We start from the raw sequence: 26,520 nt of genomic DNA on the forward strand, positions 1-26,520 counted from the left end.
CACCAATAGTTGTATATTGGATAAATCGAATTTACGCTCTGTTGAAGAAATAGATATAACCAACACCGCTTTCAAGTTTCTGCCAACCTATTTCATTAATTGGTATACCTGCTTCCCCTGAAAAAACAGCCTTTGCTCCTGTCTTCTCAAAGGCCTGCAAAACTTTGCTTCGGGATGCAGCATCAACCGACCAGAATCTGGTTGCATTAAGAGCGTCAGCAATAATTCGTATTCTTCCTAACCTTGCCCAGTAGCCACTCGAATTAGCATGAGCCCTACCAATTACAGCAATGGAATCCCCTGACCTTAATCCTAACTGATGTAACTCTTCTACAACCTGTGAATAAATTGGAGTTTCACTCCCAGTTATAATACGCTGAACCTGAAGAGCGGCGTTCGCAAAAATTTGTATGTTCATCACTATGAGAGCAATGCCCAGAAAACTAATGAGCAATCGTTTGGCGGTTTGTGAATAGCGCAGACATACACTTGAAAACACCCCAGCATAAATTAAGACAACAAATGGGGCAACATATCGAGAGCCAGGTGCCGCCCGCAAATCTATGACCAGTGTGTAAATCACTAAGGCTGCCAAACCTGGCAGCCATAAAAACCAACGAGCAGCTAGCTGTTGTAATGAAGTTCGGACATAGCCGCCTGCATAAACTAGAAGCCAATAGCTCAAGAGCAGACCACCTAGAAATAGCCGCCAATAATAAACTAAGTTGATCCCTGCGACTTTAAGCTGTTGCAATAGATTAAAGTTGGGCTTTATTCCTTCCTGCCAATAGGACGCGTCCGTCCAAGGTGCATATGTGCCGCCAACGGGCGTGGCAAACTCATAGGCAGCCGGATCGTCGAGGATCTGCCGCACCGGATGTTTAGGGATTCCTGAATTTGGCTCTTTACCCTGCCAATGTTCGATAGAAGACGGGTTATAAAAGGTTCTCTCATGCCAATTAATAAACCAGACATAGTTCAGTCTTCCTGAATCGCCGAAAGTCAGTCGTCCTTTCGACAAGGAAAGCGCCGTTATAAAGGGTGCAACAACCAGGATGAACACGAGTATTGATGCAGTCAGCTTGAGAACAAGGGAGCGATCGATCTTTAATCGATTCTGCCAAATTCTCCATGCCTGCCTAGCACCATCCTCCTCAAACAGGCTGACCACAACGGCAACAAAAAAGAAAACAAACGCTAGTGGAAACATGACGGCTTTGGAGAGATAGCCCAAACCCAGCACCATTCCAAACAGAAGATACGTTCCCCAATTCGCCGTCCGATTTCGCATTTGCAGCATGAAACCACTAGCCGCATAAACACAAGCGACTGTTAGAGCATCTGGTGAAACTAAATGAACCGGTGTCCACTTTAACGCTGTCAATAGAAATAGAAAATAGCCCATCACAAGCCACATCCACTCTGGTATCTCAACGGCTTGCCCTGCGTTCTTTTGATGCGAATTCTGTTGCCATTTAATCATCTGTCTTAAAAAGAACTCAAAGCTGATGAATGCAACAACAAAGATGCCGAGGTTAACCAATTTAACAACAAAGAACTCCCAGTAAGGGGAGGGATGAAGAACAAAAATTGCGATGCCTAGCAACCAGGAATATAACGGACTCCAGTAAGCGTTGATGGCAGATTGCCAATCACCCCTCATGTAGGCATCCCCAATGTCCAAATATGAAACCCCATCTGGATTATTAATATTGAATCGCTGTGACCAGGCTTGCAATGAACCTAGGGACAGCCCTAGAATCCAGAATGCTGTCCTTAGTGGTATGGTTTTCCCAACTAAGCGAATTACCTTTGTAGAAAAGCTAACAGTCTTAGTCATGCTTTGGAACCTCTATCTACCGAGTCCTGTGTTTGATTGTTAGAAGAGAACGAGTACAATTCATGCCCGACAAAGCTGAGCAGCGCCACACAAGCAGAATTTGCTAAACGAGCCAGATGGGTTGCCATTGAGCTTGATTAATCAGGAGCTGCATTATTAGTCTGCTGAGGCAGACTTCCTTTGTCTAGCCCCGAATTCCACCCGGAAGGCATTCGTGCAGAAGGTCTATTGAAGAAATAGACATAGCAATTACTGTTTTTCAGTTTTTGCCAACCCGTTGCTTGAGCAGGTAGGGGTGCATCCATTTCCTGCACAACGACCTTTGCCCCTGTTTTTTCAATCGCCTGCAACACTCGATTTCGAGATGCAACATCAGATTTCCAAAACTCACTCACATTGGGGATTTGAGCGATGATTCGGATACGTGCCAATCGTGCAGAATCATCCATGACACTGCTCTCACCGAGCACAGCGATCGAATCTCCTCGCTTCACGCCGAGCCGCTGCAAGTCTTCTGCAATCTGTGCAAAAATTGGCGTTTGTTGAAACCCGATCGCAATGCGAGCCACACTAAAAGAAGTTTGTAACGCCAACTGTCCAGCCAGCGCGCTCAGCGCAGCCGCAGCTAGCCCAACAATAAGACGTTGAGTTGTGCGCACATTCCGTAAGCATACACTTGAAAGCACACCCATACAAACAAGCACCACAAATGGCGCAACATACCGAGACGACACATATGCCTTTGACATATCCATTCCCAACAGGTAGACAGCCAAACCTGCTACACCCGGGCACCACACATACCAACGCACCGCTAGCTGTTGCAACGAAGCCCGAACGTAGCCGCCTGCGTAAACCAAAAGGCAATAACTAAGAATCAAGTGACCTAAAAATAGCTGGTAGTAATACCGTAAATTTGCAGCTAAAACTTTACACTGTCGCTTCAAGTCAAATCTGACGTTCCAACCGTCATTCCAGTAGGACGGATCAAACCAGAGGGGGAGTGTGCCGCTAATCGGGGTTGCGAATTCATAGGTCGCTGGGCGATCCACAATCTGTCGTGGCGGGTGCTTAGGGATGCCTGAATTCGGCTCCTCACCCTGCCAAAGCGTGTGCTTGGGACTGGTACTACTCACGTACCAAATATAGTTCAGTTTTCCACTATCGCCAAAGGTTAAGCGCCCCTTTGTCACAGACAGTGCTGTAACAAAGGGTACAGCCACCAAGATAAATGCGAGCATTGCTGCAATCAGCTTCAACGCGCGCGATCGTCGTACTCTTAATCGCTTGCCCCACACCGTTAATCCTTGTCCTGACTCTTTATTGTCTTCAAACAGACTGACCACAATGGCAACCAAAAAGAAGACAAACGCCAGGGGAAACATGACAGCTTTAGACAGATAGCCCAATCCCAGCACCATTCCAAATAGAAGATACGTGCCCCATGTCGCTGTCCGACTGCGCATTTTTAGCAAGAAGCCACTCGTGGCATAAACACACGCGCTGGTTGCATTATCCGGTACATCTAGCTGTACCCCTGTTAGTCCCAATGCCGCCCACAGAAACAACGAGTAGCCCACTGTCAGCCATGCCCATTCTGGAATCTGAATGGAGCACTCTTCACTCAGTTGCCGCGAGTGCTGACGGCCTTCAGTCCATTGCTGCAAGAAGAATTCAAAGCTAATGAACGCGATGACAAAAATACCAAAGTTGACTAACTTAACTACAAAAAATTCCCACTCAGGCGAGGGGCGAAGCACAAGCAGTGCTATCCCCAGCAGCCACGAATACAACGGACTCCAATAGGAGTTGATAGCAGTCTGCCAAGCACCGCTGACATACGCATCGCCAATGTCGAGATATGAGACTGCATCTCCTGCAGTTAAAGCGAATCGATACGCCCATGCCTGAAATAGACCCAGAGACAACCCTAAAATCCAGAATGCCCTCTTCAACCGATTTCCTTGCTGAATCGGAGAACGAACAGTCCTTGGGGGGAAATGAACAGTTTTGATCATGCCTTATATGCCTTTTCTGTAGCGTCCTGGACTTGTTGATTGGAGGAGAACGAGTACAATTTATGCCCGACAAAACTGAGCAGCGCTACACAAGCAGAACTGGCTAAACGCGCCAGGGTAGGATGCCATTGAGCCTGATTAATCAAAAGCTGCATCAATCCGAGATGCGCCAAAAAGCTATTGAGTGCGACAGTCGTAAAGACGGCAAACTGAATCATCCAGTTATTCCAATACACCCCAAACACTAACTGTCGAGTCAGCAGGAAGTTTACAACTAAGCCGATCGAATAGCTGATACAGATCGACGGAAGATACCACAAGCCCGATGCAATCAAGAATGAGAACACCAGCAGATCCACAACCGTCGCTGAGCCTCCTGTAAATAAGTAGCCAGCAAACTGTTGAAAGACTTGAGCGACCCGTCTACGACTTGAAGAGCGTCGTCTTGTCCGAACTGGAGTTGTCACAGTATTGTCGCTTGCTTCTTCTTGATACTCGCTGTCTGCGTTGACCGCCCATAGGTCGTGCTTCCCAGGCAGCAGCACGTTTTCTGCTGCCATAATTCCCATCAACAAACTGTGGTCTTGGTTATTGTATTTGAAGGCACCATAGCGACCGATCAACTGCAAATTCTCGAATCGGCTTAAGTACGATTGGATCTCTGCTAAAGCCTCCTTATACTGTCCGGCATAGATTGGATAGGTTTGGGGCAGCCGTACGACAAATCCATCAGATACCTTTTCACGTCGTAACAATCCAATTTTGCGTAATTCCTGTTCAGCCTGTAATACAAGCTGCTCTTCATCCTCAGTCCACATCGGTTCATCGGTGTTGCACCAGTATTCACAACACAATGGGGTTTGGTGGGAATTCGGCAACATTTTACTCGACCAATTGGCAAAGTTAGTGACCCGTCCAACCTGCACACTGGGTTCGTTGATATACAACCAGTTGTCAGGAAAAAGATTTTCTCCTTCAACGAGCAAATAAACTAGGACTGTGTTGCGGAACTTGAGCGATTTGGTGGCGGCAATGACCTGCTCAGGCGGAGGTGAATCCATCTGCTGCACCAATCTTGTGAGTGGGATCGAGGAGATCACACCTCCACAGGGGATGGTTTGCTCGACCTTAGTTTTACGGTCTCTCAGCGTAACATGCGTGATATCGGTTCCATCATGATGAACCTGAACGACCTCGGTGTTGAGTAGAACGGTCTGGTTGTGCTGTTCAAGATAATCCTGGATTTTGTCGTAAAGCTGTCCCGATCCCAAGCGAGGAAATTGAAACTGATCAATTAAGCTTTTGACTTTGCCATTGTTGCCCAATAGAGCATTTCGCGCTGCTTTTGAGAGCGATAAACCTTTGATTCGCTGTGCTGCCCAATCTGCACTAATTGCAGTACAGGGAATCCCCCAAAGCTTTTCTGTATAGGCTTCAAAAAATATCTCGAATAGTCGCCGACCAAAATTATTCGTCACCCATTCGGCGAAGTTTTTGGGCTTGTGATTGGGAAATGCTCGGACGGTCAGGTATGACATGATAATCCGAGCACTTTCAACAATTCCCAAAGTCAACAGTGCTTCAAATGCTTTTAAGGGGTAGCTGAAATATTTACCACCATAGTAGATTCGAGTTAAGCGATTCACTGTAACCTGATCATTGCCTAACACCTCATTCCAAAGTTTGAGCACCGGTGGAATCTTGGTGAAAAAGCGATGAGGACCGTAGTCAAGAATAAATCCTTTGTATTCAAAGCTTTTGGCTAAACCACCGACTCTAGCATCGAGTTCTACTACGACGATCGGCTGACCTTGTTTTGTCAGATGATAAGCCGCAGCTAGCCCGGCGGGACCTGCTCCAAGAATATAGATGGGCGCGGGAGTTTGAGAAGAGTTCATCGGAGATTCCTGAGAAGATGGCAATCACGTTTACACGGTCTTAAGCCGATTTTGACTGCTGTACGATAACGTCATCTTCTCCGTACAGATCTCGTATAAATACTGAATTCTTACATCTTCTTTCCCAGAGTTTTCGCTGACATATCGCTGATTTTTCGGTAGCAGCTACACAACCCTCAGGGAAAGTGCAGATTTAGCTGGATGATTAATTTATGTGATAATAACTACTTTCGGCAAGCAAAATTATCGGCTGAATCAAAAGGTTCTCGACATGGCGGACAATTCGCTCTACCGTCGTCTTATCTATATCCCAGCTTTGTTCGATGTGAAACTGGGTGCGATATTTCTGCTAGTATTTCATCGCCCTAGCTTCGATAAGACGTAGCCACCAGCCGGGGAAGATTGGCTCTTCGTACTAGAAAATTAACAATAGGCAACTTGTCGATAGATTCTTCTAAGCTAGGATCTAGCGATCGGAGAGAGCCAGGATGTCTAATTACGATGTGATCATCATTGGTGCAGGTCATAATGGTTTGGTCTGTGCTGCTTATTTGCTCAAAGCGGGCTACACAGTTCTGTTATTGGAAAAGCGTCCGGTTCCGGGAGGAGCGGCAACGACTGAAGCACTCATTCCAGAGTTGCCAGAGTTTAGGTTTAATCGATGCGCGATCGATCATGAGTTCATTCATTTAGGCCCGGTGGTTGAGGAACTAGAACTCACGAAGTATGGATTAGAGTATCTTTACTGCGATCCAGTTGTCTTTTGTCCGCATCCTGATGGAACTTATTTTCTGGCGCATCAATCCGTTGAGAAAACTTGTGCAGGAATTGCTCAATATAGTGAGCGAGACGCTAGGAAGTACGCCGAGTTTGTGGATCTATGGCAGCGCACGATCAATGCCATGATTCCGATTTTTAATGCGCCGCCAAAGTCAATTATTGATATTGCCCGGAACTATGACGTTAAGAAGGTCAAAGATTTTCTATCCGTTGTGGGTTCGACAAACAAAGCTTTAGATTTTGTCAGAACGATGCTGTCGAGTGCAGAAGATATTCTGCATGAATATTTTGATACCGAGACTGTAAAAGCTCCTCTGGCTCGGCTTGCCGCAGAAATGGGGGTTCCACCCTCGCAGAAGAATCTAGCGATCGGAGCGATGATGATGGCAATGCGACATCATCCCGGAATGGCACGTCCGAAAGGCGGAACAGGTGCCCTTACCGCAGCATTGGTGCGATTGGTAAAAAGCTTGGGTGGAGAGATCTTGACGGAACAAATGGTCAAGCAGATTTTGATTGATGACGGTCGCGCAGTTGGAGTCCGAGTGGCGACAGGTCAGGAATATCGCGCAAAACATGGTGTGATCTCTAACATTGATGCCAGAAGAGTGTTCTTACAGTTGATTGATCCAAGCGAGGTTGATGCGGCTGATGAACATTTGCGAGAACGGCTCGATCGTAGAATCGTGAACAACAATGAAACGATTTTGAAAATCGATTTAGCAATGACAGAACCGTTAAAGTTTATTCATCATGATCACAAAGATGAATACCTGATCGGATCAGTGCTGATTGCAGATTCCGTTAAGCACGTTGAGATTGCTCATACTGATCCGGCGATCGGTCGAATTCCCGATGCTGATCCATCGATGTACATTGTTCAACCAACAATGCTCGACCCCACAATGGCTCCCGAAGGACATCACACAGTTTGGATTGAGTTCTTTGCACCGTATCAAGTCGAAAATGCGGAAGGAACTGGATTGAATGGCACAGGTTGGACAGATAAACTCAAGAACAAAGTTGCCGATCGTGTGGTTGATAAACTAGCGGATTATGCGCCGAATGTGAAAACGGCAACGATCGGACGCGCTGTTGAAAGTCCGGCTGAACTTGGTGAACGGCTCGGATCATATAAAGGCAACTACTATCATATTGATATGACGCTAGAACAAATGGTGTTCTTTCGACCGCTGCCGGAGATTGCTAACTATAAAACGCCGATCGAAAACCTTTATCTCACAGGTGCAGGAACACATCCAGGCGGCTCGATTTCGGGGATGCCTGGAAGAAATTGCGCTCGCGTGTTTCTTCAGTCTAAGCAGTCTTTCTTGCAACCGTTTCGTGATGCTGGAGGCTTTGTGAAATCTGCGTTCAATCGATAAGAAATAAAGGATTCCGAGTCAGATCGGAATCCTTTGCTATCAATTAAGCATTCTCTTTCTTGGTGTCAGAGAACAAGCATTTGTCCGAATCACAGCCTGCTGGGCCTGCCTCGATTAAATCGCCGCCATCATGCCGCACTAATGCTGCATAAAAGTCATCGATCAATCGACGCTCTACCACTTCCGCTTGTAAACGATCAAAGGTCGCCTTATCAATCTTCTCAAACGGCAGTCTGGGGAACGGTGCATCAAATCGCGCTAACAATGCCGCACTGATATAGCCTTCATTGTTCTCGATCGCTTGATGAATCCGAGTTGCAAGACCTTCGATCTCATCTTCGCGAAGTTCGATCGTCGCACTGGTATTGTGAGCCGTGTAGTATTTCTGGACTTGGAGATAGAAATCCATCTGTGCCAAAGCCGAGAATTTCTCAATCTCAATCTGATCAGCTCCTGGAAGATTTGCCCAAGGCACTTCAACCGGAATCTCAACCAGCCATTCTGTACAGCGCGGATCAAACGGATCATTTAACAGATTGCCGTTTTCATCTTTATCCGACTGCGACGGAACAATGCTGTACCCATAGTCCAAACAAGCTAGAGCAACCGGGTCATTCTTGCGGAACGTAATCCGACGAATGAAGCGTTGAGCCTTCGGAGGATGCCAGCCAGAACTTGCACCCGTTAACAGAGACTTCGTTCCCGCAGGTTGAACAGTCGTACAGCGATTCGGACGACGGATACCGTGTCGATCGCAATATTCACCCACAACCCGATGAACGATTTCTTTCCAGCGCGATAGATACTCTTGCTCTCGCGCTTTGAACTGCAATCCGGTGACAGTATCGGGTCTACCTGCCTCCCACCAGCGCAACCATTCCACACCAAACGCATGAACAAAGAAATCAAACAGTCCGGTGAACGAGACACCGACGATCGGATCAAGCTCACGCGAATATTGATAGCGCGGTTCATTAAACCGATGATTCAACAATGCTGCAACCGAGAGCGCACCTGCCGTAAACGCCTGCTCTTGAGCTTCGTAATCCAACGGATCAATTTGATTTAAGTGGACTTCAGACAAATTGCAGTGGAAATTACTACCCAGGATCTCGCCGCATGGGTTAAGTCCGTAACGTTGTAATCGATGCTCCAATTCTTCAGTCGGCATGCTCGGATATCTGTTCTGAATCCACTGCTGACCGTTGCCTGCTTCATAAGCTTGGATAAATTCAGCTTTGAGTTTGGGAGTGTTCAGGATATCCGCATTCGATCGAGCAATTGCCTCCGGTGCATATTGAATTGCGCCTTCACCCGAATAGAACTGTTTACGAACCGCATCGATCGATTCTTGCAGCGTCGGTTTGTGGTGATAAACGCGAGTATGATTCGCCATCCGCAACACATCACGATCGGGATCAATCCGCCAGTTGCCTTGATCGTCTTGTTGCCACAAGTTATCTTTTGCAACCGCAAACTCAGCATCGTCACTGCTGCCCTGACGCATCCCCGCACTGCGACGAATGTTACCTGCCACCACGCAAGCCGCAGCTTCATCAATCAACAAGCAGCACTCAATCGGAGAGAGTTTACGCCCGATCGCGCGATTCAACACTTTGGCGCAGCGCTCATACAAAGCAGGCAATCGAATCGGATTCGCCACTCCGCCAAAGCCCTTCAACCGCTCACCCGCAGGACGCACAGAACCGAGATCGATCGAAACTTCCACATCTGCGGTAAAACGATCGTCGCTCGATAGTTCCAATAAAGTCTGATACGACTTCACCCAACCTTGACGACTATCTCCAACCGAGATCGTCACCGAATTACCCTCGATTTCAACCCCGGTCTGATCGGCTCTAAGGAAATCCGGCACTTCGCCAATTTCTCGCGTGATCGTCACATGCAACCGATTGCGAATTTCGGGTAAGCGATCGGTATATTTGTGCTCCAGCACCGCACCCGTACCGCTTCCCATCATGGCGAGATCCATCATCAGACCAAACGCTCGCCAGTCGGTTAAATTCGTGCTGGTGCAGTTATACGAGCCAGAAAAATTCTCTGAACGATTAATCCAAGCCGTGCCACCGACCCAGAGCCAACGACCCGACGGCAAACAGCGCATCGATCGCTGCATTAATTCAATCAATGCCTGCTCTTTTTCTGTAAACCGTCCAAGGTCAGCGAGTCCTTGCATGGTACGCTGGCTCACTTGCGCCCACGACTCGCGCCGAGTTTCGCTCAGCTTGCGGCTGTAGGTTCTGTAAAACACCGGATTCGCAGCAGGAGCCGAAGCCGGAAATTGACTGCTATTGTCGTCATCTGGCACACTAGAGCCAGAGAACTCTTTTGGACGGGTGATATCCTGAACCATGTGGGACTCCTTTCGTGGACTTGGCGCTAAATGAAATTTGATTTAAGAGCGCTACGAGTAGTGTTTACATAATAGCCACTACTCTACATCTGGTACGAAAAATGATCAAGTGATTTCCAGTTAGCCCGAACGTACTAAATCGTTGCTAAAGTATAGCGGTAAATTTGCACTACTCGTTTCACAATGGCAGGGAATTTACAATTCTCACTCCCCCAAAAGTTTGTTTATACGAGCAGCAGATCGCGTTTCTATTTCCAGAACCAACCCCCAATTCCGCTCACCCTGTCCTAAAATGCTGAATAACTTCGAGCGACGCACGCCTTCAGCGCAGCGAAGCTGACCGCCCAACCTCAGCTTTAACTATGTCTTCTTTTGCAAGCTTCTTTCGCACCCTGCCGGACACCCTTCAGCAACCTACTGCACTCGCAATGTTGGGATCAGTCGGGGCGCATCTTCTGATATTTGCCACCTTACCTGCCTTTACGTCCTCAAGCGAACCGCGCCCAGAAGCAGAAGTTCGACGAGTCCGCCTACTCGAACCGTCTCAAGGAAGCAACCCTCAAGCCTCGTCGCAGCTTGCCCTGCCGCCTGTGCCGAACCCGCCGAACAGCAAAACACAGCTTCCTATCACGGCACAAGGCAGATCCGCCATCCCGAATCCGCTCTACACGATTCCCGACTTAAACTCCCCGGTGACCCTGAATCCGCCGCCGCCGATTCCGACTCCCACGCAACCGCAGATCTCACAAGCCGATCGCTTTAATGAACTGCTGCGCCGACTTGCCGCCCAACAGCCGCGAATTGTACCGCCGCCTAAGCCTCCTGCACCCACACCTACGACCCAACCGTCACCGCAACCCAATATCTCGATTAGTCCTAATTCATCGATCGCGGGCTTAACTCCAGCCAATCCGAATGATGTTGCCAAAGTCACACCACCATCGACTGAAGCACCGTCCCCCGCACCCACCACAACTCAATCTCCCGCACCTGCGATAACTCAATCCCCCGCCCCTGCGACAACTCAATCCCCCGCCCCTACAACCTCAAACGATCAGCTTCTTGCTGCAACTCGCTACAATCCTGAAGGTACATCCCAGCAGGACAGCGTTCAAGCGGCTCAAAAGCTCACCGAAGAGTTGACGGCAAAAGATACGCCTTGGGAGTATGTTCGCCTGCGTCAGCCTCAAGAACCGCTCAAAGAGGTTGACTATCCGTTAGCATTTCCACTGAGCAACTACAAACAGCATCCCATCGCGATCGCGATCTTCATCGGCAAAGATGGCAAGCCTCTCGCTGATCGCAAACCGCAAATTCTCAACAGCACAGGCTACCCGATTCTCAACGACAAAGCGATCGAGTACGTGCAGAAAGACGCGAACCAACCAGATCGATTTCCGGCGATCGCTGAAGATAAGATTCGAGTGTTTGTTTACGAATTTCAGTTCAAAGCACCGAATACGGGAACGGCTTCGGCCCCGCAACCACGGGGTTAAGGGTTACGATCGACGCACATTCAAGCAGCACCAATCTCCCCGTTTCCAGAGTGCGGCGACGATCCAACCATTTGCTTCTAAGGTGTCCGCAACAGGCTTTGCTTGATCGAGTAAAATTCCGCTTAAGATTCCCCAACTGCTTGGTTTAACAAGCGGTTCCCATTGTGGAATTAAATCGATGATTACTTCTGCCAAAATATTGCACACTAAACCATCGACGGGCTGATCAATCATTTTCACCAATTCTTCAATGCTGCCTTGAGCCGTGATTAATCGGCTCGAATCGATGTGATTGAGTTCGATATTCTCTAGGGTTGCTTTTACTGCCAGTGGGTCAGTATCAACCGCATAGGCTTTCTTTGCTCCAAGCAACAATGCGCCGACCGAGAGAATACCCGATCCACAGCCAATGTCCACGATCGTCACATTCTCCGAATCAGCACCCACCCGCATCTCCAACGCTTCTAAGCAGAGTTGCGTGGTGGCATGATCGCCAGTTCCGAAGGCGACTCCGGGTTCGAGCTGCATTATAATTCGATCGCTCTTTTCGGGCAGGGGCAACCAAGCCGGATTAATCAAGAATCGATCGCCGACTTCCTGCGGTTTCCAGTAGGTTTTCCAGCTACTTGCCCAATCTTCTTCGTCGATGATGCGCCACTGCACGATCGGCGCTGACAACTTCATACAAAGCCCATCCTGTTTTAGCAACAATGCCAGCGCCGATAGATCTAATAGCTGTACCTGTTGCTGTGGTACATAGGCGGACACCAAGGACGATGATCCTTTGCTTTGGCTCGAAGCACCCCGACAACCAAAGTTATCAAAGCGCCAGATCACGGTTTCTTCTAATGCTGTATCACAGAGAACTTGAATTTCCCACCAACTGTTTGACATAGGGTGCGCGATTAGATGAAGGATAGGGAGGTGGGGAGTAGGGAGTAGGAGAATCAAGCCAACGATCGATTGGATGATTCCGGGCAACCGACTCCCTCTCACAATGACGATCGCTTACAGCGTGACCGTATAAGCATCGCGAATTCCAGATACTTCCTTGATTTGATTCAGAATGTTCTCTGGTAGCGGATCATCAATGCTCAGAACCATCACAGCATCACCCCGCACAATCTTGCGTCCCACCTGCATACTGGCAATGTTGACGTTAGATTCACCCAGCAATGAGCCAATCCGCCCAATGATGCCCGGTGTATCGCGGTGTAAGGTGAACAACATATAGCGATTTGGCGGAACGTTGATCGGAAAATCATTGATACTGGTAATCCGAATCTCATCGTCACCCAGCAACGCACCCGTCACTGAATGTTCTCCGAGTGTTCCTTTGGCAGATAGATGCAGCGAACCTGCATAATCTTTGACCGAAGCATCACGAGTTTCAATCACGCGAATTCCCCGCTCTTTTGCTTCGATGCTGGCGTTCACGTAGTTGACGCGCTCTTGCAGAGCAGGCGATAACAATCCTTTCAGCGCTGCAATCACGATCGGCTGACTTTGATTGGTTGCTAGATCTCCACGCAGTCCGATGTTCAGCGATTCAATCCGACCTCCTGCCAACTGCCCAACCATCTTGCCGAGCGTTTCCGCAAGCTGCAAGTATGGCTTCAACTGCTCCATAATTTCAGGACGCAAGCCCGGAATATTGACCGCCGATCGTGCAGGCTCACCCAGCAAGACATCCCGAATTTGCTCTGCCACATCGATCGCCACGTTCACCTGAGCTTCTTCGGTTGATGCTCCCAAATGTGGCGTTAGCACGGCTTCTTTACCCAACGCTTTGAGCGGCGATTCTCCGAGCGGTTCTGCTGCAAACACATCGAGCGCGGCTCCGGCAATCTTTCCAGCTTTCAGGGCTTCAGCGATCGCGGCTTCATCGATAATGCCGCCCCGCGCACAGTTAATGATCCGAACATTCGGCTTCATTTTGGCGATCGAATCTGCGTTAATCAGATTCGTCGTTTCTGGAGTTTTGGGAATGTGCAGCGTAATGTAGTCCGCCGATTGGAACAAGACATCAAGTTCCACCAAGCTACAACCTAATTGTTCTGCACGTTCGGTCGAGATAAACGGATCATACGCAAGTAGCTTCATCCCCATTGCGCGTGCCACAGTTGCCACGTGAGCACCGATTTTACCTAGACCAACGACACCCAAAGTTTTGTTGTAAACTTCGTTTCCGGTGTAGCTTTTACGATCCCATTTGCCTTGTTTGAGTTTTTCATTCGCTTCGGGAATGTAGCGAGACAGGGACAGCATCATTGCAAGCGTGTGTTCTGCCGCCGCGATCGTATTCCCTTCGGGCGAGTTCACAACGATTACGCCTTTTCGGGTTGCTGCCGGCACATCGACGTTATCGACCCCGACTCCCGCGCGTCCGATAATTTTGAGCTTCCGTCCGGCTTCGATTACTTCAGCAGTCACGCGAGTCCCAGAACGAATCATCAGCGCATCATATTCTGGAATCATCTCAACAAGCTGCTCTTTAGTCAGATCAGTTTTGATATCAACTTGAGCAACTTGCGACAGAATATCGATTCCAACTTGGTCGATCGGATCAGAAACAAGAACCTTGGGCATAACAACGGCGAAAGGCAGAGTGAGTAGGTGTGGAGATTTGCACAATGATTATTTTGAGCCGTTTTCCACAGATAGTCATTTTAGTAGATCCCGGTATCGCCCCTCGTGCATTCTTGGAAAAGTTTTCGATTTGCGCTGCGATCGCCACCCGTTAAACTAAAAACAGCGTTACTGGAGCCTGCCGATATGGTTCAACTCGATGCGACTCCTGCCCAATCTCGTCAAGAGACGCCCCCGCTTGTGGACGAAACTCAAGCACCAGATTTACCGGAGGATATTACTTTTCCTCCGACTAACCTCTACAGTGATGAGCCGCCCTTAGAAACTGATTTTCACCGCCGTCAAATTGATCTGCTGATTCGGTTACTCGAATTCTGGTGGCGCGATCGCTCAGATTTTTACATTTCAGGCAATCTGACCGTTTACTACAACGAACAGCAATTAAAGAAGCGAGACTTTCGCGGCCCTGATGTGTTTGTTGTGTTAGGAGCCGAAAAGCGCGATCGTCGCAGTTGGGCGATTTGGGAGGAAGGCGGCAAATATCCAAACGTGGTAATCGAGTTACTGTCAAGCGCGACTGCTACGGTCGATCGCGGCAAGAAGAAAGACCTTTATCAAGATGTTTGGCGCGTTCCAGAGTATTACTGGTTTCACCCAGAAACAATGGAGTTTGCCGGATTTCCCTTAATCGGCGGAACTTACGGCGCGATCGCACCCAACGAGAGCGGCAGATTATCGAGTGAGCAACTAGGGCTAGAACTGGGCATTCACGATCACCAATTGCGCTGGTTCACTGCAGAAGGCGAGTTGATTCCCTTACCCGAAGAAGCCGAGCGCCAACGAGCAGAACAAGAACGCCAAGCACGGGAGCGATTGGAAAACTATTTGCGAACCCAAGGCATCGATCCGAATCAGCTACCAGAGTAGAAATCGCATCACCGCCTGATAAGATGCCTAATACCGAATCAATTTGTTGATGCGACAGATCCTTCGCCCCCTAAATCCCCCATACTGAGGGACTTTGAGAATCCGAAACAGATTTGGCGTGAAGTCCCCCACTCGTGGGGGATTTAGGGGGCTTCCAAGATCTGTCGCACTCAAAAATCAATTTGGTATAAAACGGGTTATGGGAACGTGACAAGCATGAGTACCGAAAATCAAAGTACAAAAGATCAAAATACAACAGGTGCAGACGCGATCGATGTTGCGATCGCCAAAGGAATTGATTTTGATGGCTCTCCGATTCCGTCTGAGAAGTTGGACTTATACAACAAAGTCATGGCGCTAGAAGCGGGACGGCAACGCAGTGGAGTGTCAAACACGATGCGATCGCGGATTGTTCGCATCGGAGCAAAGCACATTCCTCAAGCTGAACTGAATCAAATGCTGGAAGCCGCAGGATTCGCACCGCTGAAAGAGAAAGAAATCGCCTTTTTCTACAACAAGTAATGTCTGTCACTTACTCGGATATCTTAGCGGCTACCGATCGTCTCGCAGGTGTTGCCCACCGAACACCCGTGATCACTTCAAACACAGTGAATCAGCGCACTCGCGCTCAGGTGTTTTTCAAGTGCGAGAACTTTCAGCGATCGGGGTCGTTTAAGTTCCGAGGTGCTTACAATGCAATCGCTCAACTGAGCGATGAACAACGCAGGCGCGGCGTGATTGCGTTTTCATCGGGCAATCATGGGCAAGCGTTAGCCTTAGCAGGTCAAATTCTGAATGTTCCTGTGACGATCGTCATGCCAAACGACGCGCCAGAGGTAAAGAAAGCCGCAACTCAAAGCTATGACGCTGAGACAATCTTCTACAATCGCACTCTACAAAAGCGAGAAGAAGTCGCACAATCGATCGCAGACGATCGTGGCTTAACCTTAATTCCACCCTTTGATTTTGCGCCAGTGATCGCAGGGCAGGGAACCACTGCAAAAGAATTGATCGAAGAAGTCGGCAACTTAGATGTCATGCTAGTCTGCTGTGGCGGAGGTGGATTGATTTCAGGCTGTGCGATCGCTGCCGATACTCTTTCTCCGAACTGTCAGACCATTGGAGTTGAACCCAAACGTGCAGATGATGCCACGCGATCGTTCTACAGCCGCACCCTGCAAACCGTTGAGCATCCGAATACGATCGCAGATGGTGCCAGAACAGCTTCGCTCGGAGAACTCACCTTTCCGTTAATTCTGGAGTACGTTGATGAGATGGTTACAGTGTCCGAAGCCGCAATCTTACGCACGATGCTTTTCGTTTGGGAGCGGCTCAAGATTGTGGTTGAACCCACAGGCGTTCTAGCAGCAGCAGCATTGCTCGAAGGAATTGTTTCTTTTCCAGATGCCAAAATTGGTGTGATTATTAGCGGCGGTAATGTCGATCTGAAAGAAGCTGGAAAGCTCTTTACTAAAGCAACCGCAAAAGAGAAATCCTCACAGCGTCGTCCGCTCGCACCAGAAATGAGCTAGGGCTTTCGGAGTAAAGACGATCGTGCTTGTAGAGGCTTCATAGAAAGCATCTGATCGCTTTTGGGCAAGCTAACTCTATCCAACTCATAAAAGACAATTGATATGCAAGCATTTGCGCTGAATCGCAAAACAATGATTCCGATGCTAGTTGTGTCTGGTTTGCTTGGATTTGGTGGACTGGTTGCCCTTCTACGCTGTGTGACGGTGATTAAAACTGGAGAAATTGGCATTGTTGATCTTTACGGTCAAGTGTCAGCTCAACCCCTCACTCCAGGCATTCACCTCAAAAATCCACTGGCTCGGTTAACCAAGTTTTCAACACGAATTCGCGAAGTCAAAGAAACCCTGGAAACTCCAACCAAAGAAGGCTTGATGGTGAATGTCGATGTCAGCGTGCTTTATCGTATTGACTCTGAAAAGGCAAAACAGCTTTATCAAACCGTGGGCACGAATTACGAAGAGGTCATTCTTACCCCTCAGATCCGATCGCTGATTCGAGGTGCAACTGCAACTTATGAACTGAAAACCCTTTACACCAGCGATCGAGAAAAACTTGCACAGCAGCTTCGCGACAATCTGAACAAGAGCTTGCGCGATCGCGGCATCATTATCGAAGAAGCGCCCCTCCGGAATGTCAAGCTTCCTGAAGCGCTAGAACGATCGGTACAGGAAAAACTCAAAGCTGAGCAAGAAAGCCAGCGCATGAAGTTTGTTCTCGACAGAGAGCGGCAAGAAGCCGATCGCAAACGCATCGAAGCTCAAGGAAACGCAGATGCACAGAGAATTCTGTCGCAAGGATTGACCGATCAAGCCCTGCGATTTAAGCAAATTGAAGCTATGCAACAACTGGCGACATCTCAGAATTCAAAAGTGATTGTGTTGAGTGGGGATCAGAAAGCGCCTGTAATGTTGCAGCCTTGAGAGTTATCTCTGCGATTTGCTAGTGTCAGAGACTAATCTTAAAAAAACTACCTCAAAAGTTTCTGTGCTGCTCTTTGAAACAATCGACCTGTTTTAGTGAGAACACTAGGAGGTTTTAGAACCGATGGTTTCTGCTCTGGTCGGTCGAGAAATCGGTAGTGCAAGAAAACCTCTTTGTATCGAATCTCTACATCTTCTCCGTGACACAATCTTGCAAAGTCAGTAGAAGAATAGCCCATGTAATGAATCCGATGGATTGGTTTCAGCCCTTGTTCATTGTAAAGAACATGATCGATTAAAACAAATGGATCTCGATTCGCACAGTTTCCAGTCCGCTCTTGACCATTCGGACTGAGGGTGAAGTTAAACAGGGGGCGATCGCATCGAAGGGTCATGTAATTAAATAAAAAGGCATCGTCCCACCAACCCTGATTATTCACCCATGCTGCCCCAGCTTGCATCGCGATCTGCTTTTGTAGGATTGCCAGCTCTTGATCATCAAAAATTCCACGTTTTGACCCGAAGAAACTAGAACAATGGAGTTTAGGACGAATTTCAGATTCTGTAAACGCGCCCGTTGCTTCGATTAGCGGAATGTTCAGGGCTGCATTCTGGCTTGACTTAGCATGTTCCCAGTCATCAAACACAAAGTCATACAGTTTTAGCCGCTCCCAAATTTGGGTCAAAGGCTTCATTGCTAGACTGTCTCCATCAAAAAAGACGAACTGCTCAAACTGCCCGTCGAATGCTGCAAATTTACGATGCAGTTTGCCTTTGTACCAACGAGGATGAGCCTGCTGAGTGCGTTGTGCTTCTGGGTGAGCCTTAACAAACTCACGAGCGAAGTTTTCCCAACGATCGATTGATGACTGATTCTGGAATAGGGTCACATTCGGACGCGCCTGAATTTCCGCCTTGACGCGATCGAGGCGATCGTCAAAGGGAATCACGCAGACAGGAATATCCGGATCAACGTTTGCTTTAATGCTGTTTAGCAGGGCAACAAGCTGATCAAAGACTGCATCATTTGCAAGGGTATAGATTCCAAAAGAGGTCACTTTAACGGCTCACTGTCTACGAGTTCGTTCACAGTATGCGACAAGTGATTTGAAATCTAACACTCGTTCCCGCAATTCTTAGAAGCCGATTCACTTCTACAAAAACTTAGCGATACGATCGACCGCTTCGACTAATCGCTCCGGCTCATGCACCAGCGCAAATCTTACATATCCTTCGCCGGATTTACCAAACCCTGCACCCGGAGAGACTGCAACGCCTGTAGCTTCTACAAGTTTGACCGCAAAGTTGATCGAATCCTTCACCCAAGGTTCCGGCAGCCTTGCCCAAACATACATTGCCGCTTCAGGCATCGGCACCTTCCAACCGATCTGATGCAAGCGATCGACAAACACATCCCGCCGCTGCCGATAAATTTCAACCGCTTTTTGCACTCCGGATTGATCTCCGGTTAGGGCTGTGATCGCCCCATTCAAAATGCCTCGATATTGATTAAAGTCGATCGCTGCTTTAACTTGTCTCAATGCTCGAATTAAGTCTGCGTTCCCGATCGCATAACCCACGCGAAAACCGCCCATCTTATAGGACTTTGAGAAAGTGAAAAACTCGATTGACACTGATTTTTCTGGATCAGCTTGCAGCACTGAGGGCATCGGATCAGAGCCGAGATAAAAATCGGCGTAAGGAAAATCGTGAACTAGCACTAAATCGTGAGTTTGGCAGAATTGCACTGCTTCTTGGAAAAAAGACAGAGGCGCGATCACAGTCGTCGGATTGTGCGGATAGCTCAAAACCATCATCCGAGACTGAGCCAACACAGCAGACGGAATCTCTTCAAAGACTGGAAGGAACCCCTTCTCAGCCCGAAGCGGCATCGGGTAGATTTGCCCACTCGCTAAATAAACTCCGCCCGCATGAGACGGATATCCGGGATCAAGCAACAGGGCAAAATCACCCGGATTTAACACAGCTAAGGGTAAATGAGCTGTTCCTTCCTGCGATCCAACCAGAGCTAACACTTCAGTCTCTGGATCAACCGCAATCCCAAACTTATCGATATACCAACGCGCTGCAGCTTGTCGAAACGCTCGTGTGCCGTGAAACAACAAATAACCATGCGTCGAAGGATCATGCAAGGACTGTTCGATCGCCTGAATGACGTGCGGTTCGGTTGGCAAATCAGACGATCCCAGCGATAGATCAATAATGTCCTGTCCTGCAGATAACGCCTTCGACTTAGCACGATCCATATCTGCGAAAACATTAGCTTGAAGCGGCTCTAAGCGTTTGGCAAACTGCATTTTTCCCTCTTACGCGGTAATCAAACTTTGATTTAAAAGGTCTTTGATTTTCTCCTTATTCATCGCACCTTCTGCCGATTGTGTAATCTCACCTTTTTGCACAACCCGAAACGCCGGAACGCCTTCAATCTTGCATTTCGCCACGCTTTCAGGATTGGGATCAACCTCCATCTTGATCACTTTTAAACGATCGCCATACTCCGCCGCGATCGCATTCATCACCGGAGCCATCAATCGACAGGGGCCGCACCACTCTGCCCAAAAATACACCAGCACAGGCTGAGCGGCGTTCATTACTTCAGTTTCAAACTCTGCGTCACTAATCACAAGAACGCTACTCATCTCGACAGTCACAAATAACGACTTATCAATTTTAAAGCCCTGCGCTCCCTTCTGCCGATCTGCCATACTGAAACAGTACGGTACGGGTCGATTTGACTATGTTTGGCACATTTCAGCAAAGCAGCCTCCGCATTGAACTCGAAGCCTCGGAAGAAGCGCTGACGAAAAGTTTGACTCAAGTGAAAGAATTACAGAACTGGCTGTGGTTTGAGCGGTTCTCGATCGGTATCTCAGATACGCTCACTCCCGGCACAAAGTTAACTGGACGAATTGGGCTTGTTACCATTCAGCACGAAGTCGAACTTGCAGAACCAAACCGGATTCGATTTCTTCTGAGTCAAGGAATTGATGGCTTTCATGAATGGGCATGGGGCAACGGTTGGGTACAATCCCGCCTCGAAGGAATTTCGCTTTTGCCGATCAGCCTTGGACAAACGGCAACGTTATTGAGCTTGAAGCAGTACCTAAAATCCCAATAATTTCTAGAGCATACGGTTTTCCGATCTTCCGAGTCTTTAGCACTCTGTCCCAGTGAGTGCTAAATTTCTAGGTGGAGAACTGGCTAAAATTTATGGCAAAGATTGTTGTCTTTGATGAAGAGTCCCGGCAGGCGCTAGAGCGCGGCGTAAACGCGCTCGCGGATGCAGTGCGCGTCACGTTAGGGCCACGGGGTCGGAACGTCTTATTGGAAAAGAAATTCGGCGCACCTCAGATTGTGAATGACGGGGTGACGATCGCAAAAGAAATCGAACTCGAAGACCCACTCGAAAACACGGGAGCCTCTTTGATCCGCGAAGTTGCTTCTAAAACCAAAGATTTAGCCGGAGATGGAACCACAACCGCAACGGTTCTCGCTCAAGCCATGATTCGCGAAGGCTTAAAGAACGTTGCCGCAGGCACAAACCCGATTAGCTTACGGCGCGGCATGGACAAAGCGATCGCTAAAATGGTCACTGAGATTCAAGCAGCAGCGAAACCCGTTGAAGGCACCGAAATTGCTCAAGTGGCAACCGTTTCGGCTGGAAACGACGAAGAAGTCGGACAGATGATTCAGTTTGCAATGGATCAAGTCGGTCGCGATGGTGTGATTACGGTTGAAGAATCGAAATCCTTGGCAACTGAACTCGAAGTGGTTGAGGGGATGGAAATCGATCGCGGTTATCTTTCGCCCTACTTTGTCACCGATACCGAACGCTTGATTGTCGAATACGAAAACGTGGCAATCTTGCTGTGCGACAAGAAAATCAATTCGATTCAAGAATTGGTTCCGGTATTAGAGCGAGTCGCAAGAGCGGGTCAACCCCTATTGATCATTGCGGAAGATGTGGAAGGAGAAGCACTGGCAACGCTGGTGGTGAACCGTCTGCGCGGTGTGTTAAATGTGGTGGCGATCAAAGCACCGGGCTTTGGCGATCGCCGCAAACAAATGCTGCAAGATATTGCGGTTCTCACCGATGGACAAGTGATTTCAGAAGAGATTGGTCTCAGCTTAGATGCAGTTTCAGCAGAAATGCTAGGAACAGCCAGAAGAATCATCGTAACCAAGGATGCGACCACGATCGTTTCTGATAATTCCAGTGGTGAGAATGTGCAGAAGCGTGTCGCTCAGTTGCGTCAAGAAGTTGAGCGCAGTGATTCTGAGTACGACAAGGAAAAGATCGCAGAACGGATTGCTAAGTTATCAGGTGGGATTGCTGTCATTAAAGTTGGAGCCGCAACCGAAACCGAACTAAAAAATCGCAAACTCCGGATCGAAGATGCGCTGAACGCAACTAAAGCGGCGGTCGCTGAAGGGGTTGTTCCGGGGGGTGGCGTGTCGCTGATCCACCTAGCGAGCAAGCTGCAAGAGTTGAAAGCGAGTCTTAATCCGGAAGAGCAAATTGGTGTTGATATCATTGTGCGATCGCTCGATGCTCCATTGCGCCAAATTGCCGATAACGCAGGAGTTGAAGGATCTGTCGTGGTTGAGAAAGTGCGAGAAATGAGCTTTAACCAGGGCTATAACGCGCTGACCAACCAGTACGAAGATCTTTTAGCTGCGGGGATTGTTGATCCGGCAAAAGTGGTGCGATCGGCACTTCAAGATGCAGGTTCGATCGCGGGGATGGTGCTGACAACTGAAGCACTTGTGGTTGAGAAGCCTGAACCGAAGTCTGCTGCTGCGCCTGATATGGGCGGTATGGGCGGCATGGGTGGCATGGGCGGTATGGGCGGTATGGGCGGCATGGGAATGATGTAGTCTGCCAACGCTTAGATTTTTGAGGCAGTTGATCAAAACGGTCAACTGCTTTTTTTACGGTCAACTGCTTTTTTTTACGTGATACCGAATCAATTTGTTGATGCGACAGATCCTTCGCCCCCTAAATCCCCCATACTGGGGGACTTTGAGAATCCGAAACAGATTTGGCTTGAAGTCCCCCACGAGTGGGGGATTTAGGGGGCTTCCAAGATCTGTAGCACTCAAAAATCAATTTGGTATGAGTCTCCAAGGAAGGCGCACATTAATTGAACGTAAGTTCGACGAGTCTCCTCGCTGCGTTGCTGACTCACCCCAAATTCTATTCCAGGGCAAGTGAACAACGAAGCGCAAAAAATTATCGAATTCGCGTTAATTGAATGTTATTAGAGACGATCTAAAAAGCCCTTTCTGCATCTTGAAAGGGCTTCTTCTAATCTCAGCTTGTAATGCTTGCAGTCTGCGATAAGCTATCGCGGTATTCTTGAACAATCTTGCGGAATTGGTCGCCTTCGATCGTTTCCTGCTCCAGCAGCACATCAACTAAGCGATCGACTAGAGGGCGATTCTCCCGCATCAGTCGCCGCGCTTCTGCGTAGCAGAACTTCGCAATCTCGCGCACCTTCTGATCAATCTTGCTAGCAAGCTCTTCAGAATATTCGGATTGTGGCATCATGTTCCGCCCCAAAAATACTTCGCCGCCTGAACTTTCCAGGGCCACCGGACCTAAATCCGACATACCAAACATCGTCACCATTTGCCTAGCGATCTGAGTGACTTTGCCAATGTCGCTTGCCGCTCCAGCGTCGATCGCGTCTTCACCAAACACTTCCGCTTCGACTGCCCGACCCCCTAAAATCACTTTGATCCGATCAAGCATCCAAGCGCGAGTGTATAAGCCGCTATCGATCGTTTCTTCATTGGGAACCGTCTGAGAAAATCCTTCAATTCCACCCGCCCGCGGAATGATGGTCACTTTATTGAGCGGATCAGCATTATCTAAAATGGTCGTGAGTAAAGCGTGTCCGATTTCGTGATAGGCAGTCATTCGCTTCCGAGTCGAATCCAGCAGCGGATTTTTCGCAAGCCCGATCGACACGCGATCAATCGCATCATCCATCTCCAGCATCGTCACCGCATCTTTACGACGACGTGCAGTAAGAATCGCAGCTTCATTCAGCAAGTTAGCTAACTCAGCCCCCGAAAAGCCGGGAGTTTGACGTGCAATTTTTTCTAAATCCACTTCATCTGAAAGTTTCTTGTTGCGGGCGTGGACTTCGAGGATTTTTAGTCGTCCTTTGCGATCAGGTAAGTCAACCGTAATTTGGCGATCGAATCGTCCTGGACGCAGTAAAGCAGAGTCTAGAACATCTGGGCGGTTTGTCGCGGCGATGACGATAATTCCAGCGTTGCCTTCAAACCCGTCCATCTCGGTTAACAACTGGTTTAGGGTTTGTTCACGCTCATCGTTGCCGCCCCCAATTCCGGCACCCCGTTGTCGTCCTACTGCATCAATTTCATCAATGAACACGATACAAGGTGCGTTCTCTTTCGCTTTCTTAAACAGATCGCGGACGCGGGAGGCACCCACACCCACGAACATTTCGACGAACTCAGAACCAGAGATCGAGAAGAACGGAACACCTGCTTCACCTGCGATCGCTTTAGCCAGCAACGTCTTTCCGGTCCCGGGTGAGCCAACCAGCAGCGCACCTTTCGGAATTCGCGCTCCTACCGCCGTAAAGCGTTCTGGCTTCTTTAGGAAAGCGACGACTTCTTGAAGTTCTTCTTTCGCTTCTTCGATGCCTGCGACATCATCGAACATGACCCCCGTTTTGGCTTCCATTTGGAATCGAGCGCGAGACTTACCAAAGTTCATCGCCTGTCCAGGCCCACCCGGAGAGTTGCTCGATCGACGTAGAATCAAGAGCAATCCAGCAATCAGCAACATAAACAGTAGTAGATTCGCAATCAGTCCTACAACGACGCTATTATCGGCGGTGGGCTGAGAATCGAAAGATACCTTATTCTTGCGGAGGCGATCGATTAGCTCTGGATTGCGCTCTAATAGCTGCACTTCGATCGGTGGCTCGTTCTTGTTCTGTCCCTGGAGGCGGACTCGCGCAATGCTCTGAGCTTCATCAATTTCGACTCGCTCGACTTCACCTGCATCAATTTTTTTTAGCAATCCCGTATAGTTCAAGTTCTGGCGGGCTTGAGCCATTGCCGGAGCACTCATCAGCACAGTCTGAATTAGCAGCCAGCCCACAAGCGCAGCTTTTGTCACTTTGGATTTCGCTTTAGTGAGGGGCAGTGATTGCGCGAGGTTGCGGGAGCCTTTCATCATGAGTTGCCTTTTGCCTGTGGGACAGTGTGAAAAACTATAATACGGGGAAACTATAGTGCAGGAAAACTATAGCGGGTCAAGAGACGTTATGCTACTGAAAAAGCGTCTCTATTTTTCTAGTCTAGCCCCGTCAACACGAATTCGACACCTGAGCCGTTCGACTTTCGGGAGTGTACTTTACAATTCTGAGGCAGTTCCGCTGTCCCTGGCGATCGTAGCTCACTTCATCGGCTAAGCGGCGCAGCAAGAACCAGCCATATCCTCCTTCCTGTAGAGTTCCGGGCTGGGGTTCTCGGATATTGTTGGGATCAAAAGGTTGTCCCCAATCCCAGATCTGGATTTCCATACGATCGTCGTGTAGGGCGACCTCAATGTCAATCGAGGTGTCATTTGAAAGTCCAGAATGAGCGTGGCGCACTGCATTCGTGAATCCTTCTGCCAAAGCGAGGTTAAGACGGTGAAGCTGATTGTCGCGACGGGGAAAGTGAGGGTCGTGCTGATGCCAAAATCCCTCGAACCACCTTTGGACGTGGTTCAATACGGTAAGATTACTGTTAACTGACAGATGCTCTTGCTGAAACATACTCCGATGCGTTGACTCGATCGCGGGGCTAGTGGTCTCAGTTTTTAACTGTACTTATGATACGTGTCTTTTTAGCGGCGATTCTTTGTATTTTTCCTGAACTCTGCTGAAACATTTGGCACATCGCAGCAGTTTGTTGCGTGGATTTTAATGACTGGGATGAATCTCTAGCGTTTGCCGTTGCAATTCTAACAATTCTTTGATGCCTTTTTCGGCAAGATCCATGATTTGATCTAATTGTCGGCGGGTGAAGCTGCCTTGCTCTGCTGTGCCCTGAATTTCAATGATTTCTAGGACATCATTCATCACCACATTGCAGTCAATGTCAGCAGTGACATCTTCAGGGTAATTCAAATCGAGAAACGCATCGCCTTCGATTAAGCCGATCGAAACGGCGGCGACTTGATGCCGAATCGGAGAGCGATCGAGGTCGCCGCACTGAATCAACGAGTCGATCGCATCATGCAGCGCTACAAATGCACCTGTGATAGCAGCGGTACGGGTTCCCGCGTCGGCTTGCAGCACGTCCGTATCGATCGTAATCGTGCGTTCTCCGAGTGCTGTCATATCGAGCACCGATCGCAAACTGCGTCCAATCAGGCGCTGAATTTCTTGGGTGCGTCCGGAGAGTTTGAGCAGTTCGCGTTCTTGGCGATCGGGGGTCGCTCCCGGTAGCATCCGGTACTCTGCGGTGAGCCAGCCTTGCCCTTTACCTTCGAGAAATCGAGGCACTTTAGGCTTGACGCTGGCCGTGCAAAGCACTTGAGTATCTCCACAGCAAACGAGAACCGAACCTGCGGAGAATTTAGTAAATCGACGGGTGAAAGTGGTGGGACGGAGTTGATCGGGTTGCCGACCGTCTGGACGCTGCCAGGGCATGAAGTTTCCTCAAATCTGTGTTTCAGCATATCGCTCACAGCAAACAATGGAGGGC

The 26,520-nt window shown here is 48.8% G+C and carries 20 protein-coding genes; 8 read left to right on the plus strand and 12 right to left on the minus strand.

What is annotated here, in order from left to right:
- Positions 1-31: 31 nt before the first annotated feature.
- From NC981_RS14590 to NC981_RS14600, 3 genes are all read right to left on the minus strand, one after another.
- The gene (locus tag NC981_RS14590) at positions 32-1,840 is read right to left on the minus strand and encodes a hypothetical protein (protein WP_348243620.1); all 1,809 of its coding nucleotides are present in this window, start codon (positions 1,838-1,840) and stop codon (positions 32-34) included.
- 137 nt (positions 1,841-1,977) lie between these two features.
- Positions 1,978-3,858, minus strand: coding sequence for a hypothetical protein (locus NC981_RS14595; RefSeq protein WP_348243621.1), 1,881 nt, complete (start codon positions 3,856-3,858; stop codon positions 1,978-1,980).
- Entirely contained in the window at positions 3,855-5,756 is a 1,902-nt protein-coding gene (locus tag NC981_RS14600) for a GtrA family protein (RefSeq protein WP_348243622.1), read from the minus strand. Before NC981_RS14600 ends, NC981_RS14595 begins: the two co-directional genes overlap by 4 nt.
- A 488-nt stretch (positions 5,757-6,244) precedes the next feature.
- On the opposite strand from NC981_RS14600, the gene crtO reads away from it, so the two are divergent.
- Positions 6,245-7,921 (plus strand): beta-carotene ketolase CrtO, encoded by a 1,677-nt coding sequence (crtO, locus tag NC981_RS14605; RefSeq protein WP_348243623.1) that lies wholly within the window; start codon positions 6,245-6,247, stop codon positions 7,919-7,921.
- Between the two features lie 43 nt (positions 7,922-7,964).
- Here the strand turns inward: crtO and nrdJ are convergent, their stop codons facing one another.
- Positions 7,965-10,295: a ribonucleoside-triphosphate reductase, adenosylcobalamin-dependent gene (gene nrdJ, locus NC981_RS14610; RefSeq protein ID WP_348243624.1), complete on the minus strand. Its 2,331-nt coding sequence runs from the start codon at positions 10,293-10,295 to the stop codon at positions 7,965-7,967.
- A 362-nt stretch (positions 10,296-10,657) separates the two neighbouring features.
- Between nrdJ and NC981_RS14615 the strand changes: the two genes are divergently transcribed.
- Complete coding sequence (locus NC981_RS14615; protein ID WP_348243625.1) at positions 10,658-11,791, plus strand: hypothetical protein; 1,134 nt, start codon at positions 10,658-10,660, stop codon at positions 11,789-11,791.
- Between the two features lie 3 nt (positions 11,792-11,794).
- On the opposite strand, the gene prmA is transcribed toward NC981_RS14615, so the two are convergent.
- The gene (gene prmA / locus NC981_RS14620; protein WP_190377686.1) at positions 11,795-12,685 is read right to left on the minus strand and encodes a 50S ribosomal protein L11 methyltransferase; all 891 of its coding nucleotides are present in this window, start codon (positions 12,683-12,685) and stop codon (positions 11,795-11,797) included.
- A gap of 114 nt (positions 12,686-12,799) precedes the next feature.
- Positions 12,800-14,380 carry a phosphoglycerate dehydrogenase gene (serA, locus tag NC981_RS14625; RefSeq protein WP_348243626.1) on the minus strand — a complete coding sequence of 527 codons (1,581 nt, stop codon included), beginning with the start codon at positions 14,378-14,380 and terminating at the stop codon, positions 12,800-12,802.
- Between the two features lie 105 nt (positions 14,381-14,485).
- Between serA and NC981_RS14630 the strand changes: the two genes are divergently transcribed.
- The 4 genes from NC981_RS14630 to NC981_RS14645 all read left to right on the plus strand — a co-directional run bounded on the left by NC981_RS14630 (position 14,486) and on the right by NC981_RS14645 (position 17,760).
- Entirely contained in the window at positions 14,486-15,307 is an 822-nt protein-coding gene (locus NC981_RS14630) for a Uma2 family endonuclease (protein ID WP_348243627.1), read from the plus strand.
- A 216-nt stretch (positions 15,308-15,523) separates the two neighbouring features.
- Positions 15,524-15,829, plus strand: coding sequence for a DUF4090 family protein (locus NC981_RS14635; RefSeq protein ID WP_348243628.1), 306 nt, complete (start codon positions 15,524-15,526; stop codon positions 15,827-15,829).
- A complete protein-coding gene (locus NC981_RS14640) occupies positions 15,829-16,839 on the plus strand; it encodes a threo-3-hydroxy-L-aspartate ammonia-lyase (RefSeq protein WP_348243629.1) in 1,011 nt (336 codons plus the stop codon). Before NC981_RS14635 ends, NC981_RS14640 begins: the two co-directional genes overlap by 1 nt.
- Positions 16,840-16,941: 102 nt before the next feature.
- Complete coding sequence (locus tag NC981_RS14645; RefSeq protein ID WP_348243630.1) at positions 16,942-17,760, plus strand: prohibitin family protein; 819 nt, start codon at positions 16,942-16,944, stop codon at positions 17,758-17,760.
- Positions 17,761-17,807: 47 nt separating this feature from the next.
- Here NC981_RS14645 and NC981_RS14650 read toward each other — a convergent pair whose 3' ends face one another.
- The 3 genes from NC981_RS14650 to NC981_RS14660 form a co-directional block, all read right to left on the minus strand.
- Positions 17,808-18,818, minus strand: a complete 1,011-nt coding sequence (locus NC981_RS14650) for an Npun_R2821/Npun_R2822 family protein (RefSeq protein ID WP_348243631.1) — start codon at positions 18,816-18,818, stop codon at positions 17,808-17,810.
- 96 nt (positions 18,819-18,914) lie between these two features.
- Positions 18,915-20,078, minus strand: coding sequence for an LL-diaminopimelate aminotransferase (locus NC981_RS14655; RefSeq protein ID WP_348243632.1), 1,164 nt, complete (start codon positions 20,076-20,078; stop codon positions 18,915-18,917).
- Between the two features lie 9 nt (positions 20,079-20,087).
- On the minus strand, positions 20,088-20,420 hold the full coding sequence (locus NC981_RS14660) for a thioredoxin family protein (protein ID WP_190377693.1): 333 nt from the start codon (positions 20,418-20,420) through the stop codon (positions 20,088-20,090).
- Between the two features lie 98 nt (positions 20,421-20,518).
- Between NC981_RS14660 and NC981_RS14665 the strand changes: the two genes are divergently transcribed.
- Positions 20,519-20,899: a hypothetical protein gene (locus NC981_RS14665; protein ID WP_348243633.1), complete on the plus strand. Its 381-nt coding sequence runs from the start codon at positions 20,519-20,521 to the stop codon at positions 20,897-20,899.
- Between the two features lie 92 nt (positions 20,900-20,991).
- Positions 20,992-22,659: a chaperonin GroEL gene (gene groL, locus NC981_RS14670; RefSeq protein ID WP_348243634.1), complete on the plus strand. Its 1,668-nt coding sequence runs from the start codon at positions 20,992-20,994 to the stop codon at positions 22,657-22,659.
- A 436-nt stretch (positions 22,660-23,095) separates the two neighbouring features.
- Here groL and ftsH read toward each other — a convergent pair whose 3' ends face one another.
- From ftsH to rph, 3 genes are all read right to left on the minus strand, one after another.
- Entirely contained in the window at positions 23,096-25,003 is a 1,908-nt protein-coding gene (ftsH, locus tag NC981_RS14675) for an ATP-dependent zinc metalloprotease FtsH (protein ID WP_348243635.1), read from the minus strand.
- Between the two features lie 130 nt (positions 25,004-25,133).
- Positions 25,134-25,586 carry an ATP-binding protein gene (locus NC981_RS14680; protein ID WP_348243636.1) on the minus strand — a complete coding sequence of 151 codons (453 nt, stop codon included), beginning with the start codon at positions 25,584-25,586 and terminating at the stop codon, positions 25,134-25,136.
- A gap of 147 nt (positions 25,587-25,733) precedes the next feature.
- The gene (rph, locus tag NC981_RS14685) at positions 25,734-26,465 is read right to left on the minus strand and encodes a ribonuclease PH (protein WP_348243637.1); all 732 of its coding nucleotides are present in this window, start codon (positions 26,463-26,465) and stop codon (positions 25,734-25,736) included.
- Between the last annotated feature and the right edge of the window lie 55 nt (positions 26,466-26,520).

Source organism: Leptolyngbya sp. DQ-M1 (assembly GCF_039962505.1).
Taxonomy (GTDB): domain Bacteria; phylum Cyanobacteriota; class Cyanobacteriia; order Leptolyngbyales; family Leptolyngbyaceae; genus Leptolyngbya.

Excerpts from the sequence above, each read along its gene's own strand:
- nrdJ (WP_348243624.1), bottom strand. The coding sequence starts at position 10,295 with ATGGTTCAGGATATCACCCGTCCAAAAGAGTTCTCTGGCTCTAGTGTG.
- NC981_RS14635 (WP_348243628.1), top strand. The coding sequence starts at position 15,524 with ATGAGTACCGAAAATCAAAGTACAAAAGATCAAAATACAACAGGTGCA.
- NC981_RS14640 (WP_348243629.1), top strand. The coding sequence starts at position 15,829 with ATGTCTGTCACTTACTCGGATATCTTAGCGGCTACCGATCGTCTCGCA.
- NC981_RS14615 (WP_348243625.1), top strand. The coding sequence starts at position 10,658 with ATGTCTTCTTTTGCAAGCTTCTTTCGCACCCTGCCGGACACCCTTCAG.
- rph (WP_348243637.1), bottom strand. The coding sequence starts at position 26,465 with ATGCCCTGGCAGCGTCCAGACGGTCGGCAACCCGATCAACTCCGTCCC.
- NC981_RS14655 (WP_348243632.1), bottom strand. The coding sequence starts at position 20,078 with ATGCAGTTTGCCAAACGCTTAGAGCCGCTTCAAGCTAATGTTTTCGCA.
- NC981_RS14665 (WP_348243633.1), top strand. The coding sequence starts at position 20,519 with ATGTTTGGCACATTTCAGCAAAGCAGCCTCCGCATTGAACTCGAAGCC.
- NC981_RS14645 (WP_348243630.1), top strand. The coding sequence starts at position 16,942 with ATGCAAGCATTTGCGCTGAATCGCAAAACAATGATTCCGATGCTAGTT.
- ftsH (WP_348243635.1), bottom strand. The coding sequence starts at position 25,003 with ATGATGAAAGGCTCCCGCAACCTCGCGCAATCACTGCCCCTCACTAAA.
- NC981_RS14660 (WP_190377693.1), bottom strand. The coding sequence starts at position 20,420 with ATGAGTAGCGTTCTTGTGATTAGTGACGCAGAGTTTGAAACTGAAGTA.
- NC981_RS14680 (WP_348243636.1), bottom strand. The coding sequence starts at position 25,586 with ATGTTTCAGCAAGAGCATCTGTCAGTTAACAGTAATCTTACCGTATTG.
- serA (WP_348243626.1), bottom strand. The coding sequence starts at position 14,380 with ATGCCCAAGGTTCTTGTTTCTGATCCGATCGACCAAGTTGGAATCGAT.
- NC981_RS14590 (WP_348243620.1), bottom strand. The coding sequence starts at position 1,840 with ATGACTAAGACTGTTAGCTTTTCTACAAAGGTAATTCGCTTAGTTGGG.
- NC981_RS14595 (WP_348243621.1), bottom strand. The coding sequence starts at position 3,858 with ATGATCAAAACTGTTCATTTCCCCCCAAGGACTGTTCGTTCTCCGATT.
- crtO (WP_348243623.1), top strand. The coding sequence starts at position 6,245 with ATGTCTAATTACGATGTGATCATCATTGGTGCAGGTCATAATGGTTTG.
- NC981_RS14600 (WP_348243622.1), bottom strand. The coding sequence starts at position 5,756 with ATGAACTCTTCTCAAACTCCCGCGCCCATCTATATTCTTGGAGCAGGT.
- groL (WP_348243634.1), top strand. The coding sequence starts at position 20,992 with ATGGCAAAGATTGTTGTCTTTGATGAAGAGTCCCGGCAGGCGCTAGAG.
- prmA (WP_190377686.1), bottom strand. The coding sequence starts at position 12,685 with ATGTCAAACAGTTGGTGGGAAATTCAAGTTCTCTGTGATACAGCATTA.